This window comes from Curtobacterium sp. MCBD17_013 (assembly GCF_003234565.1).
Lineage (GTDB): Bacteria > Actinomycetota > Actinomycetes > Actinomycetales > Microbacteriaceae > Curtobacterium.
Genome location: NZ_QKTU01000005.1, coordinates 120,596 through 133,984 on the forward strand (window position 1 = coordinate 120,596; position 13,389 = coordinate 133,984).

The 13,389-nt window shown below is 68.0% G+C and carries 18 protein-coding genes; 13 read left to right on the plus strand and 5 right to left on the minus strand.

The annotated features are described in order from the left end of the window. Nucleotides 1-30 precede the first annotated feature (30 nt). The 12 genes from DEI81_RS07960 (at nucleotide 31) to DEI81_RS08005 (ending at nucleotide 6,830) form a co-directional block, all read left to right on the plus strand. Nucleotides 31-228, plus strand: a complete 198-nt coding sequence (locus tag DEI81_RS07960) for an AlpA family transcriptional regulator (protein ID WP_111010090.1) — start codon at nucleotides 31-33, stop codon at nucleotides 226-228. Next, a complete protein-coding gene (locus DEI81_RS07965) occupies nucleotides 228-581 on the plus strand; it encodes a hypothetical protein (protein WP_111010092.1) in 354 nt (117 codons plus the stop codon). Before DEI81_RS07960 ends, DEI81_RS07965 begins: the two co-directional genes overlap by 1 nt. Then, nucleotides 578-913, plus strand: a complete 336-nt coding sequence (locus DEI81_RS07970; protein WP_111010094.1) for a hypothetical protein — start codon at nucleotides 578-580, stop codon at nucleotides 911-913. The genes DEI81_RS07965 and DEI81_RS07970 overlap by 4 nt, the downstream gene beginning before the upstream one ends. Continuing rightward, nucleotides 913-1,176, plus strand: a complete 264-nt coding sequence (locus DEI81_RS07975) for a hypothetical protein (protein ID WP_111010095.1) — start codon at nucleotides 913-915, stop codon at nucleotides 1,174-1,176. Before DEI81_RS07970 ends, DEI81_RS07975 begins: the two co-directional genes overlap by 1 nt. Then, on the plus strand, nucleotides 1,176-1,382 hold the full coding sequence (locus DEI81_RS07980) for a hypothetical protein (RefSeq protein ID WP_146244042.1): 207 nt from the start codon (nucleotides 1,176-1,178) through the stop codon (nucleotides 1,380-1,382). The genes DEI81_RS07975 and DEI81_RS07980 overlap by 1 nt, the downstream gene beginning before the upstream one ends. A 64-nt stretch (nucleotides 1,383-1,446) precedes the next feature. Beyond that, nucleotides 1,447-2,100, plus strand: a complete 654-nt coding sequence (locus tag DEI81_RS07985) for a hypothetical protein (RefSeq protein ID WP_111010099.1) — start codon at nucleotides 1,447-1,449, stop codon at nucleotides 2,098-2,100. A 14-nt stretch (nucleotides 2,101-2,114) separates the two neighbouring features. Then, entirely contained in the window at nucleotides 2,115-2,288 is a 174-nt protein-coding gene (locus DEI81_RS16200) for a hypothetical protein (RefSeq protein ID WP_181435349.1), read from the plus strand. Continuing rightward, nucleotides 2,285-2,551: a hypothetical protein gene (locus tag DEI81_RS07990; protein ID WP_111010101.1), complete on the plus strand. Its 267-nt coding sequence runs from the start codon at nucleotides 2,285-2,287 to the stop codon at nucleotides 2,549-2,551. Before DEI81_RS16200 ends, DEI81_RS07990 begins: the two co-directional genes overlap by 4 nt. Nucleotides 2,552-2,553: 2 nt before the next feature. Beyond that, nucleotides 2,554-2,688: a hypothetical protein gene (locus DEI81_RS16530; protein WP_258368564.1), complete on the plus strand. Its 135-nt coding sequence runs from the start codon at nucleotides 2,554-2,556 to the stop codon at nucleotides 2,686-2,688. A gap of 37 nt (nucleotides 2,689-2,725) precedes the next feature. Next, nucleotides 2,726-3,538 (plus strand): hypothetical protein, encoded by an 813-nt coding sequence (locus DEI81_RS07995; RefSeq protein WP_146244043.1) that lies wholly within the window; start codon nucleotides 2,726-2,728, stop codon nucleotides 3,536-3,538. A gap of 101 nt (nucleotides 3,539-3,639) precedes the next feature. After that, complete coding sequence (locus DEI81_RS08000; protein WP_111010105.1) at nucleotides 3,640-3,915, plus strand: hypothetical protein; 276 nt, start codon at nucleotides 3,640-3,642, stop codon at nucleotides 3,913-3,915. Between the two features lie 164 nt (nucleotides 3,916-4,079). Then, on the plus strand, nucleotides 4,080-6,830 hold the full coding sequence (locus DEI81_RS08005; protein ID WP_111010107.1) for a phage tail tape measure protein: 2,751 nt from the start codon (nucleotides 4,080-4,082) through the stop codon (nucleotides 6,828-6,830). A 64-nt stretch (nucleotides 6,831-6,894) separates the two neighbouring features. On the opposite strand, the gene DEI81_RS08010 is transcribed toward DEI81_RS08005, so the two are convergent. After that, on the minus strand, nucleotides 6,895-7,095 hold the full coding sequence (locus DEI81_RS08010) for a hypothetical protein (RefSeq protein WP_111010109.1): 201 nt from the start codon (nucleotides 7,093-7,095) through the stop codon (nucleotides 6,895-6,897). A gap of 161 nt (nucleotides 7,096-7,256) precedes the next feature. Between DEI81_RS08010 and DEI81_RS08015 the strand changes: the two genes are divergently transcribed. Continuing rightward, on the plus strand, nucleotides 7,257-7,658 hold the full coding sequence (locus DEI81_RS08015; RefSeq protein ID WP_146244044.1) for a hypothetical protein: 402 nt from the start codon (nucleotides 7,257-7,259) through the stop codon (nucleotides 7,656-7,658). A gap of 306 nt (nucleotides 7,659-7,964) precedes the next feature. On the opposite strand, the gene DEI81_RS08020 is transcribed toward DEI81_RS08015, so the two are convergent. The 4 genes from DEI81_RS08020 to DEI81_RS08035 all read right to left on the minus strand — a co-directional run bounded on the left by DEI81_RS08020 (nucleotide 7,965) and on the right by DEI81_RS08035 (nucleotide 13,038). Further along, nucleotides 7,965-9,527, minus strand: coding sequence for a BNR repeat-containing protein (locus DEI81_RS08020; RefSeq protein ID WP_111010113.1), 1,563 nt, complete (start codon nucleotides 9,525-9,527; stop codon nucleotides 7,965-7,967). A gap of 187 nt (nucleotides 9,528-9,714) precedes the next feature. Further along, nucleotides 9,715-11,109, minus strand: a complete 1,395-nt coding sequence (locus tag DEI81_RS08025) for an LCP family protein (protein WP_111010115.1) — start codon at nucleotides 11,107-11,109, stop codon at nucleotides 9,715-9,717. A gap of 128 nt (nucleotides 11,110-11,237) precedes the next feature. Continuing rightward, on the minus strand, nucleotides 11,238-12,113 hold the full coding sequence (locus DEI81_RS08030; protein ID WP_220035650.1) for a LysR family transcriptional regulator: 876 nt from the start codon (nucleotides 12,111-12,113) through the stop codon (nucleotides 11,238-11,240). A gap of 64 nt (nucleotides 12,114-12,177) precedes the next feature. After that, nucleotides 12,178-13,038, minus strand: a complete 861-nt coding sequence (locus DEI81_RS08035; RefSeq protein WP_181435350.1) for a GntR family transcriptional regulator — start codon at nucleotides 13,036-13,038, stop codon at nucleotides 12,178-12,180. Nucleotides 13,039-13,389: the final 351 nt, after the last annotated feature.

Here is a 13,389-nt window from a genome sequence, read left to right on the forward strand (position 1 = left end):
CGTCAAGCCCTCGCAAGTTAGGAGCATCGAATGACCAAGTACCTCACCCCGATGCAGGTAGAGGAGATCTACGGCATCACGCGCAACCATCTGGCTCAGCTGCGGTTCACCGGACGGGGTGGACCTCGTTACTTCAAGCCCACGCCGAAGCGGATCTTCTACAGCGCTGAGGACATCGATTCCTGGATCGAGGCCAGCGCCCGGAACAGCACCGCGGAGGCGTCCTGATGCCCGGCTTCTACGACGGCAAGGTGCGCGACCGCAGCCCGGAGACGTCGTGGGACGCGGCGGGACGGCAGACCGACGACAAGACGTCGCAGGTCGCCGCCACGATCCGCGTTCTGCTCGGCGCACGCGGACCGCTCACGCACGAGCAGCTGGTCGACGAGTACGACCGCTACGTCGAGGGCCGGCCGTGGCTGCGTCGTGTGACACCGCAGAACGTCCGCACGAGGACCGCAGCGATGCACCACGCCGGGACGATCCGACCGACGGGCGAACGCAGGCCAACACGAGCGGGGTCGTTCGCGACCGTCTGGGAGCTCGTGCCGATCGGTGACGCGAACGAGGCCACCGCATGACCGCCGCAACCAAAAGGACCGCCGAGCGGCAACTCGACGGCCCTGACGACCAGAACACCTACGAGGGAGATCCGACCATGACCAAGCGTACGACGCTCAGCATCCACCACACCACTGACACTGCCAAGCAGCAGATCCGAGCGGTCAGCCGGAACATCCGACGAGAGGCCCGCAAACAGGGATTCAGCCCCAGGCGATTCCGACAAGCAACGGGCATCCCGTTCGCGGGCTTCGTGCGCCTCTGGATCGGAGTCGACTTCCCAGCGTGGACTGTGCTCCGGGCGACGGCGACGCTGGGCGTCTCCACCGAGACGATCTGGGGGAACCGCTGATGGACATCATCAACTTCCCGACGCCGCATGCGGTGGACGACGGCCCGATCGAACGGGCCAACGTCGGCATGGTCGAGGTCACGACCGGGTGGGTGGGTGACGACGGCAAGCCCGAGACGCGCGAGGCGACAGTCGTGCTCCTCGTCACGAACGACGAGTACACCCTCGAGCTCAACCACCACATGACCGTGGCGGAAGCGCACTCGCTCGCCGAGGAGATCGTCGCAGCCACGACGCGGATCCGTCTCGAGGGAATGTGCTGATGGCGGTCATCGACGCCCGGTTCTCGGGCGGCCACCTCGAGGTCACCACTGCTCCGCTGCCGCACGACGAGGCAGAGCAGATGGTGGAAGTCACCCTGCCCATGAACGTCGCCCTGCTGGCCCCCGACGAGGCTCGACGGCTCGCGATCGCGCTAATCGAAGCCGCGTCCGACGCGGAACACCCCACGGTCCCTGATTGGCCGTGACCATGACTGGACGGCGGGTGTCATCCCCAGCACCCGCCGTCCTCCCCACGTGGAAGGAGGGGCGATGACGGACGCGCGACTGCCCGAACGCTACCTGTCTGACCGACGCGTGTTGCGGCTCTCCGCGGATGAGTACCGCGCATGGTCGTTCGCGACGCTCTGGTCAGTGTCGAACAGGACAGATGGCCTGATCCTCGCCGACGAAGTGCCGCTCGTGCCCTTCCTGACGGACGAGATCGCAGCGACCCTCGTCACTCGCGAGCTCTGGACGGTCGTGGACGACGGCTGGCTCATATCGGACTTCGAGCAGAACCAGACCAGCCGGCACGAACTCGAGGTGCTCGAGAACGCCCGCCGACGCGAACGCGAGAAGAAGCAGCGCCAGCGGGCAGGCAGGGGAAGCAGCAGCGGAGACACCCCCTCATTCACTGACGTCCCGGGGGACGTTCCCGGGGGACTGTCCCGGGGGACGTCCCGGGGACGTGTCCCCGAGGACAGCACAGGACAGGAAGGACAGGCAGGCAGGGATCAAGAGAGCTGGTTCGTCGACAACGAGACGGGCGAGGTTTCCGCTCCACCTGCTGTCGTCCCTGCTGCCTGGGGTTCGCGTTCGTGCGTGGTGTGCAGCAAGCCGATCGCGGTCGACAGTCCGGTGCCCTGGTGTGGGGTGCAGGACGACAACCACCGGAACTACATGAGCGCTGCGAGTGCGGCGTGATGGAAGGAGATGACATGTCGAGGACGTCAGCGTCGACGAAGTGGCGGGACCGCGCGGTTGCTGCGGAGGCGGATCGGGATGAGTGGGAGCGGAAGTACAACACCCTGCTCGGTCGTCTCGTCGAGGGGTTGGCGGGTGCGTTGGAGGACGGCGGGTACATCGGCTCGGGAGAGGAGTCGGAGCTGTGAGTGACATTCCCGCGGCCGATCAAGCGCGTGCGTACCGGCTGGTGCTCGCGGCGATGACGGGCGATGACGTGCAACTGAACTTCACGCTGGGGGAGGTGTTGGAGGGCGGCGACCGGTCGGTGGTCAACGCGGTTGGGGCGCTGGTCGGGATCGCAGCGATGTCGGTCCGGCAGCTCTACCCGCAACAGCAGTCAGTCGAAGCCATCCGTCGGATGCTCGCCACGTTCGCGCTCGACGACCTGAACCCGACAACGGAGGACTGACCATGACCGATCCCAACCCCTTCCTGACCCGACTGTTCTCCCCGCCCGTTGAGGACGCGGGAGACACTCCGAACGATTCCACCTCGCCGCCTGAGGAACCCACGTTCCTCGAGCAGCTCTTCAAGGCCAGCAACTGAGCCGGCCGTACACAACAAGGAGAACAACATGAGCATCATGAACCTGACCGGCCCGTCCGCTTCGATGATCAACACGATCATCACCACCACCGAGAATCTCGGCGTCGCAGTGCCGACGCCGGTTGCGGACGCGTACGCCCGATACACCAAGACCGACACCGCACTCCGCACCGTTTACGTCGGTGACGGCGCCCTCGCCACCGCCGTCCTCGCAGCCCTGGACGCCGGACAGGATCCGAATGTCGACCACGAGGTGCAGCGCATCGTCACCTCAGCAGCGGCCGGCAACGAGGCGGTCGCCACGCAGGTGCGCAGCAAGGTGTTGCAGGACCTGGTGGCAGCCCTCACGGACAGTGCTGACGACCTGGTGGCCGCGTGGCAGGAGCCGTTCAACGCCGCCGCTGCGGACATCGCGACGACCGCCGCTCAGCTCGGCCCGATCAGCCTCGCCGCCACCGATGCGGTGGTTCGCCAGGGTGGCGAGGCTGCGGACCAGTGGGCGAAGGCCAGTCAGGCGAACGCCACCATCGACACCATCGTCGGTGCGTGGACGACGCTGGCGATGCAGACCCGGTTCGTGCCGCTGAACAACCGCAACGGGATGCTGCGGTTCACCGACCCGACGTTCGATCAGTGGGACAGCATCCCGCTCAGCGAAGCGAAGTACAACGCATGGGACGCGTACGGCCTCGGGCTCAAGCTCAGCCTCGCGTCCTCTGCCGACTACATCGCACGGGGGCAGGCCATGGAAGCCGGCTACCAGCAGATCGCTGGCGCCGCGGCGGACACGGCGTCGGGCAAGCAGGACATGACGTTCGTGCAGGCCGCTCGGTCAGCGTTCGTGCGCTGATCGACACCCCCGGGCACCCACCCCCCAGACGGCGGTGCCAAGGCCTCTGGGCCTTCGGAGAATCCCCCTCCGGCCAAAAAACGATTTGGAAGGCAACTGACATGACGGCCAAGAACACCGCCAGAACGGCCCAGGACAGCCCTCTGGGGCCTGTTGTGACCTCACTGGCAGACGCAACCGAGCTCGAACGCCGCGACCTCCTAGCGGTTGCTCGCTGGAAGATCGCGCGGGAGATCGACAACGGTGTCCCGGCACACGCGCTTGCTCGCCTCGTGGGGGAGCTCGGGCGGCTCGACAGCGAGATCCGGCATCTGGACGACCAGAGCATTATTCACGGCGACGTTCCAGACGGAATTTTCGACCCGTCCAAGTTGTGACGTAACACCCAAGGAAGACCCCGGCTCGCACTGGCGAGTCGGGGTCTTTTCTTTTCCCAAATGCTCCGGATATCGGCGGGCAACAACTAGAATGGGATTGGCGGAATGCTAACGGTGGGACTAAAGGCGTCGGCCATTCATCGACGCGGAATGAGGAACCACCAATGGCAGATCGAAGCGTAAGCGTCTCCCTGACCGCGCAGGTCAACGGCTACATCTCCGGCATGCAGAAGGCTGCTGCGGAAACCCGGAACATGGGCTCCGAGGCTGAGAATCTGGCGAAGAAGAAGGAATCGTTCACTTCTCTGGGCATCGCTATCGGCGGTATCGGTGCGCTTGCTGCGGCCGGGTTCGCGTCCATGGTGAAGGCGACCGCCGATTTCGATGCGCAGATGGCGCAGGTGCAGACCCTTTCGCATGCGACTGCTGCGGAGATGACGGGGCTCCGGAACGCCGCCCTGACGATGGGGCAGGGCATCGGGTTCTCTGCCACGCAGGTTGCGGATGCGGAGACTGAGCTGACGAAGGCCGGCGTTTCGGTCAAGGATCAGCTTGGTGGTGCACTGAAGGGTGCGCTCGACTTGGCGGCGGCCGGTCAGCTGAATGTGGCTGATGCGACGTCGATTGCGGCGTCTGCGATGACACAGTTCAAGCTGAAGGGTGCGGACGTTCCCCACATCGCTGACCTGCTGGCGGCTGGTGCGGACAAGGCTCTTGGTTCGGTGCAGGATCTCGGCGAAGCACTGAAGTACGTGGGTCCGGTGTCGGAGTCGCTTGGAGTGTCGATCGAGCAGACCACGGGCGTGCTCGCGGAGTTCGCGCAGAACGGCATCATCGGCGAGCAGGCTGGCACGGAGCTGCGCGGTGTGCTGCTCTCACTGACTGCGCCGTCGCAGCTCGCGGCGCAGACGATGGAGAAGTACAACATCAACCTGTACGACGCGCAGGGGAACTTCATCGGCGTTGATGGTGCGGCGCAGCAGTTGAAGAAGAACCTGGGGCCGTTGGATCAGGCGACGCGGAACGCGGCGTTGGGGCAGATTTTCGGCAACGCGCAGATCACTGCGGCGAACGTTCTCTACGAGGGCGGGGCGAAGGCTGTCGACTCGTGGACGAACAAGGTCAACGACCAGGGGTTCGCGGCTGAGCAGGCGTCTGGCAAAATGAATTCCCTCAATGGGGACCTGTCAAAGCTGAAGGCGGCGCTCGAGTCCGCTGAAATTTCCACCGGTGAGGGTTCCACGGGCCTTCTGCGGTCAGCTACTCAGGGCCTCACGGGGCTCGTGTCGGCGTATGCGAGCGCGAGTCCTGTTGCGAAGGACCTGACGTTGGCGGTTGTTGGCGTGACGGCGGCGGTGGGGCTCTCTGGTGGCGCGTTCCTGGTGCTGGTGCCGAAGATCGCGGCGGCGAAGGCTGCGCTCACCGGCATGCAGGTGTCCGGGAAGTCGGCCGGCCTCGCGATCGGTTCGCTAACGGCTGGCATCACGCTTGCTACCACCGTGTTCGCGCTGTACGCGAACCAGCAGTCCAAGATCGCGAACAACGCATCGGAGCTCCTGGCGACGCTTGATCAGCAGACGGGCGCGGTCACGAAGAACACACGCGCGTACGTGGCGCAGGTTCTTGCGCAGGATCACGCATACGAGGCGGCGAAGAAGGCGGGCGTCGGGCAGAAGGAGCTTACCGACGCGGTGAGCGAGGGCGGCGATGCGCTCGACGACGTGCTCCGGAAGATTGGCAAGACCAACACCTTCGGCGGCATCTTCACTGGCCAGTCGGAGGCGGCTCACTCGGCCGGCCAGAACATCGCGATGCTGTCGAAGTCTGTCGAGGACAGCAAGAAGCAGTTCCAGGACCAGAAGAAGGCTACTGACGACAGCTCCTCCTCTACCGCCTCGGCTGGTGACGCGGCAGCAGGGGCTTCTACTGACATCGATTCCCTGTCGAGCTCGAGTGACACGGCAGCGCAGAGCATCGAGAACGTATCGAACGCGCTGAAGGACTTGTCGTCCCCGACGCTGGATGCGCGGTCCGCGTACCGCGACTACCAGGCCGCGATCGATGCGGTGACGTCAAGCATCAAGGACAACGGCACCACGCTGGACGACAACACAGACAAGGGTCGAGCGAACGAGGCGGCGCTTGATGCGATCGCGTCGTCCACGGAGAGCTACGCGGGTGCGCTGTACACGCAGACGGGTTCGCAGGACCAGGCGACCAAGGCGATGGAATCTGGGCGCAACTCGCTGATTGCTGCGCTGGGACAGTACGGCATCACCGGCGCGGCAGCGCAGCAGTACGCGGACAAGATCCTTGGCACGCCGAAAGACTGGGCAACCGCTTTCTCGAACAACGCGGGAAGCTCCAAGGGACCGGTCGACACGCTGAAGCTGGCGATCGAGTCCATCCCCAAGACGTACAGCACCCGTATGAGCGTCATCGTGTCCGGTGCCGAGAACGTGAACGCGACGAAGAATGCCGTGAACGGACTCGCCGCCGCGATTCAGCATGCCGCCTCGGTTGGTGCGTCGACGCCGATCGTGGCGCACGCGTCGTCGGGGAACGTCGCCTTCGCCTCTGGTGGGTACGTGTCCGGTCCCGGCACGGGAACGTCGGACTCTATCGACGCGAAGCTCTCGAACGGCGAGTTCGTGTTCAAGGCAGCGGCGGTCGACCGGCTCGGCCTCGGGTTCCTGAACGGGCTGAACTCAGGCAAGCCACGAGGCTACGCAGACGGTGGACTTGTGACGCCTAACTACGCCGCCGCACCTTCCGTGTACGTGTCGCCTGCGCCGGCACCCGTCGTGGAAGTAACCATCAACGGTGCGGACATCTCGAGCTTCGTCGATATCCGCGTTGACGGGAAGCTGCGGCAGGAAGCACGTGTCCGCAGCAACGGTTCGAGGGGACGCTGATGCAAGGAGCGGCCTCCGGAGGGTACGTCCGGAGACCGCTCGTCGTGAACAGTACCGCTGACAGCTACTTCGCGTTGTTCTCGGTGCGCTGGATGTCGAACACCTTGGTTGCGTCGACCGTGGCGATCAGTTCTCGGTTTTGCCCGAAACCCTGGTAGAAGTCGAAGAAGCCGCCGGTGTGCAAGGCGTAGCTGTCCGCTTCGATGTCGAAGGCGAGCGCGACGCCCCCGTTGACGTGCGAGTTGATCTTGTAGATGTACTTCATCGTGCTCTCCCCATGGTGTTCGGTGTCCTGCTCCGGACGGGACGAACGCTAGCCGGGACGTCGGACATCCGGAGCTGCCCGCCCTTACGGGCCGAGCAGAGTGCGAGATGCATTTGGCTCGGGGACGCGCTACGTTCCTTGAGCCGACCTCAAGGGGGATCATGTCCGACAAGCTACCGCCGCAGCCCAACCTCAATGCCGCACCGGGAGGTCAGCCGACCAGCGGTCCCGGTTGTTTCAAGGTGTTCGGGATCGGCTGCGGTGGAATCGTCGCCCTCGCGATCATCCTGACCGTCATCGGATCGTTCTCACACTCGAGCGACGACAGCGTTTCAGACAACAGCTTCGAGGCGAAAAGTGCGTGTGAGAACCAGGTAAAGGACCACCTGAAGTCACCGTCTACGGCCAAGTTCAACGACTCCGTGTCCGGGGTCGGACCGTTCACCGTGACCGGCACGGTCGACTCGGAGAACAGCTTCGGCGCGATGCTGCGTTCGAACTTCGAGTGCTCCGTCCGTGTCACTGAGACCCAGACCTTCACAACGGTCAAGTACCTCGGCTAAGCCCCCCCGGCCACCCGTCCCCCCGCCGTAGCCCGCGGGACCGCCTGGTCCTGCGTCTCGCGGTGCGCGCGGGTCTGGGGCGAGACTGCCCACGTTTCACCCACAACTCTCGGTAATCGATAGCAACTGAGTCAACTCGAAACGGTCCTCAGTAGCGGTAGATACGGGGAAGCCGGGGCCGTCCTCACTGCTGGTGCGGCATCGAACAGGGTTCAAATCCCACCGTCTCCGCCGTATCCGGCGTCGAGCTCCACGGATCCCTGCTCTACGGGTTCTGAGCCACCGCTGCCCGCCCCGCCCGACCGCCTACCCCGCGACCCCCGAGTCGTCCACGTCGGTGAGCACCAGCGTCAGGGGCGACCCCTCGGCCGGGAACGCGACGTCGGGCGCCCGCCCATCGTTCCGGTACGGCCCCGCGTCCCACCGGAGCGTCCACGCGACGCGGCGGCCGTCGTCGTCGAAAGCGTCCGTGACGGCCGTCCGCACGGCCAGACCGGGGTATCGCGCGGGGTCGACGGACCGCTGTGTGAGTTCGGGCGGGGTCGTGGTGGTCGGGATGGGCGCGTCCGCGACGCTGCGTGCGCTGCCGGCGCTCGCCCCGCTCGCCCCGCTCGCCCCGCTCGCCACCGTGATCGCGCGAGCCGGTCCGTTCGATCGCGCGTAGCCGACGACGACGTCGTTCGGTGCCGCCGCCGGGACCGGTGTCGACACGCTCGTCACCGCGATGCCCTGCTGCGCGGTGCCGAGTCGGGCGAGGTCGTAGGCCCCGCTCCAGGCCGAAACCTGCGTCACGACCCACTGCCGGGAGGCCCCGTCCGGCCTGGCCACGAAGAGCTGCGTCGTCCGCCCGCTCCCGCTGCCGACGTACTTGTAGTAGGCGATCACCGGTCGCCCTGCGCGGTCGAACCCGATGCGCGTCGCGTCGTTGAGCAGACCGCTCCCGGTGAGTGGGAGGTCGTCCACCACGACCCCAGACGTCCCGAACGTGATGGTCGGCGGGAGCGTCGTCCCGTCGAGGCCGTACCACTGGCGCAGGTCCTGGCTCCGCGCCGCCGAGAGCCGTCCGTTCGTGTCCGCGTCCGTCGGGTCCCCGCGCCAGACCCACACCATCCACCACCAGCCGTCGGGACCGGGCACCGGCAGGGTCGGGTAAGGACTGACGTCGTTCGACATGCCCTCGAGCAGGATGCGGCCGTCGGGGTACGGCGCGTACCGCATGTCCTCCCCCGCGACGCTCACCCACCGCTTCGACGACTCGACGTACCCGTACAGGAACTGGTTGCCGCGGCCGGACTCCCCGTTCCGCCACGACAGGAACACCTGCCCCTGGGGGCCCCGGAAGAACGTCGGGTAGCTGCAGGCGCCGAGCTCCGCACCGGCGTCGAGGTACCGCCGGACCTCGGCACCCGTGCGGTCCTTCACCACCCAGACGCCGTCCATGGGCCCCGGCGCGTCCTTGCTCCGGAGCGTGGTCGGGTCGTCCGCCGACGTGGTCCGCCAGTACCGGAGCGCGGTGTTGTGGTTGTTCCCGGTGACGTGCAGGTCCCCCTGCCGGTCGACGACCGCGGACACCGAGTTGTGCGAGTCGTTGATGTTCCCGTTGCTCGCCGTCGCCGTCGCCTGCCCCTGGTCGAACACGACGGCGGCGCCGGCACCGTCGAGCAGCGTGGTGTCCGATCGGGTGCGGGCCGTCGCGCCGGAGACGTCGACGTCGAGCACGCCCATCGTCCGGTCGGCCCGGTACCGCGCGATGAGGACGTGCCCGTTCCGGGGGTTCCGCACGACCGCCTGCGGGATCATCATCCCCGCCCAGCAGCGCGCGGGACTCCCGTCGGGGGCCGGGACGCTGACGGTTCGGACGACGCTCATGGCACTCCTCCTGTCCGAGCCGACGATGTGTCGACTCGGGCAGGACGGTACGACGAGCGCACCGGCCGGGAGGCCCGGCTCCGGCCCCGCTCACCCCGCACGTCACCTCGTGGTCGCGTCCGCGACCCGAGTGTTCCTCCGGTCACTCGGCCGCGACCGATTCGGCTCCGCTGCCCGGTCCGGCTCGTCAACCGGCCGCGACCGCGCAGGTCCGCTGCTGCGCGGTCTGACCGGTCACGCCGCTGATCGTCTCGGGACGTGCGGAGGCCGAAGTCCCCTCGTGCCCCGCGCCTCCCGACCCTGCCGAGCCGGAGCCGGAGCCGGAGCCGGAGCCGGAATCGGCGTCGGAGCCGGAGCCACCGGAGCCGGAGCCGCCGGAGCCCGCACTGCCGCTGCCGCCTGAGCCACCGCCGCTCGCGCTCGAGGACCCGCCCGCCGCGCTGGACACGCCCGACCCGCTCGACCCACCGCTGACCGACTCCGACCCACGGCCCACCGACCCCGCGGCGAGCGAGAACGACCGATCCGAGCGCACCGCCGCCATGAGCTGGCGGGCGGTCGTGGAGTCCGGAACGACCTTGCCGGGGTGGTCCGGGTCATCTGTGGCGCCCGGGTACTGCACGAACGTGATGCGGTCGAGTCCGATGCCCTGGAACGTCCGCGCCATGGCGACCATGGTCGACGGATCCGTGAGTGTCGTCGAGAGCTTGACCGTGTGCGAGGCGACGCGGGCCAGCCCGTACAGCTTCGCCGGATCGCCGAGCGTGCCGTTGCCCTTGACCTTCCGCACGAGCGACGACAGGAACTGCTGCAGGCTCGAGATCCGGGACAGGTCGCTCTGGTCGCCGATCCCGTGGCGGTCGCGGAGGAACGCCAGCGCGGTCGCCCCCGACACCGTGTGCTCGCCGGCGCGTAACCGGAGGCCCGTGTACGGGTCGTCGACGTCGTCCGTCACGCAGACGGGGACACCCCCGATCGCGTCGGAGAGTCCGATGATGCCGTCGAAGCTCATCTGCGCGGCGTACGGGATGCGCAGTCCGCTGACCTGCTCGACGGTCCTCACCACGCAGCCCAGGCCGCCGCGCCCGTACGCCTCGTTGAGCGGGGTGTCCTGCACCGCGGCAGTCGTCGTCCCGTGGCTCGTGCAGGCTGGCTGGTCGACGAGCAGGTCGCGGGGGAAGCTGATCGCGACGGCCTGCGTGTGGTCCGCGGACACGTGCAGCAGCACGTTCGCGTCGTTGAGCGTCGCCTGCCGGACCCCGTACTCGGTGCCCTGCCCGGGGTCGTTGTCGGCAGCCACGGCCAGGACGTTGAACGCGCCGTCGGTGCTCTGCCCGCCCGCTCCCCCGACGTCGACCGCGTTCTGGGCGATCCGGTGCCCCAGGTCGTAGGCGGCGTAGGCAGTGAGTGAGCCGGCGGTCACGACACTGATGCCGGCGAGCATCGCCACGCCCACCAGGAGTCGCGCCGGCCGGAACCCGCGGTGCCGTCGACCGTGCCGTGCGCCGATCACACGACCGCCCGGACCTCGGAGGATCGTCGGCTCCCGCCGCGGGTCGGTGAGGTCGTCGAAGTCGGACACGACGCTTCCTCCTGGCAGTTCGGGCTGACGGCTCGGGTGCCGTCGTCCGCGGGGACGATACCCGAGCGGGTGGCCACCGCCGGGATCCCCTCGGCGTGCCCCCGAACGGGGGTCACGTCGAGGGAGCGTCAGGCCCCCGCGCGCGCGATCGAATGCCCCTTGATGACGCGGTCCGCGCCCGTACGGATCGCGTTGACGAGCTCCGACATCGCGACGCTCGGCGGTCCGGCACGCGACACGAGCGTGAACTCCGTCCAGCCCGGGTCCGGCAGTCCGGTCAGTGGGACCAACCCGGCCGGGAGGATCGACCCGGGGTGCACGGTCACGCCCAGCCCGGCGTACACCGCTGCCCGGATGCCCTGTTGGCTCGCGGACACGCAGGTGATCCGGTAGGGCCGGCCGGCACCCTCGAGCGCGGCGACGGCGGCATCACGGGTCACGCTCGTGCCGGGGTAGGTGACGAGGTGCACGGGTTCGTCCGGGTCGACGACCTCACCCTCGCGCCCGGCCCACACGAGCGGGTCGCGGAACACCAGGTCGCCGACGTCCTCGCTCGGACGGCGCTTGACGAGGGCGAGGTCGAGCCGGTTGCTCCGGACCTCCTCGCGCAGTTCCGCGGTCAGCCCCACCCGGAGGTCGAGGTCCACCGAGGGGTACGCGTTCCGGAAGTCGAGCAGGATGTCCGGCAGACCGGTCGCGACGATGTCCTCGGACGCACCGAACCGGATGTGACCGGCGAGTCCGGTGTCCGTGAAGTACGCCTCGGCCTGTCCCTGTGCGGCGAGGATCTCGCGGGCGAAGCGGACCATGGCCATGCCGTCCGGTGTCAGCTCCACCGCGTGCGTGTCCCGTCGGAACAGTTGCCGACCGGTCTGTCGCTCGAGTCGGGCGACGTGTCCGCTGATCGTCGACTGCCGCAGACCGAGGTCTTTGGCAGCAGCGGTGAAGCCCCCCGTGCGCTCCACGGCGAGGAAGCTCGTGAGCAGTGCGGTCTCGAACATCATGGCCCTCCTATCATGAATTGCGATCACGGTAGCAGCGGTAGCCGAGTTCCGCGATGGCGGTCGTTCAGAGGTCGCGTCTGTGGGTCCCTCGGTCGAATGCAGCGAGCGCGTCGGCGAAGGCGTCGAGGTGACGGATGGCCGCGACGAGGTCCTCGTCCCACACCGCCCCGAGCGCTGACGCCAGCGAGCTCGCGCGTTGCGCGGCCCCGACGGCGACGTCCAACCCGTGCCGACCGGCGACCTCACGCATGTAGAAGGCGTCGAGCACGGGCAGCTGCGCCGCGAGCCAGTCCGCACTCACCGGGCGATCGAGGCGCCGGAGCGTCCACTCGGCGAGGACGGCGAACCGACCGGCGTCGGATCGGCAGGCCCGGAGCGCGGTCGCATCGAACGCCCCGACGTCGACCGGCGGGTCGCTCCGATGACGCTCGATGGACGACGTCGGGTACGGCACCGCGAGCAGACCCTGCGCGATCTGCACCCGCTCGACCATGTGCGCCGGCGTCCAGGGCGCGATGACCACGCCGACGTAGCGCTGTACCTGGACGAGCCGCAACGCCTCGAGCGGGACCAGGGCCTCGCGCACCGGAGTCCGAGACACCCCGAGTTCGGCGGCGATCCCGTCGAGCCGCAACCGCTGCCCGGACCGGTACTCCCCGCGCAGGATCCGGTGGACCAGCCGCGTGAACACCGCGTCGCGCAGGAGGTCACGGCGCACCGCGCCACCCACCCCTGCGTCCGGACCGGTCATGCCCGCACCCGGCGTCTCGTCGATCGGCACGACGCCGGTGTCGAGCCCGACAGCACCCGCGCCCGTCGCTGACCGACCGAGCCCGGCGGCTGGCGCAGCGTTGTTCCGCGCACCACCATCGGTGGGGGACGTCGTCCGTCCACCCGGGACCGGGGTGCGATCTGAGCGGTGCATCACGACACCCTCGCTCAGCGGCATCGGCCCGTGCCCCGCTGGATGTGCCGACTCGGGACGAGCGCACTCGGACCCTCGATGTGGACGGGGCAGCACCTCAGATCGCGGGCGCTGCCGCAGCTGCCGATCGCAGCCGTCCGGTCGACCCCGACGACGGTCGTCCGCGCCACCGCACCCGTCCACGCCACCGCACCGACCTGGATGCCCCGCGCTCGCCCCGGTTCGACTCCGCCCTGCGCTGACCCCATGTCGCCTCCGCCCCTGGTCCGGAGCGCGTGGCTTCCACACGCTCGAACCGGAAGGCTGCCAGGCGACCGTTCGATGCGCCAAACATCCTGAATACGGGATACG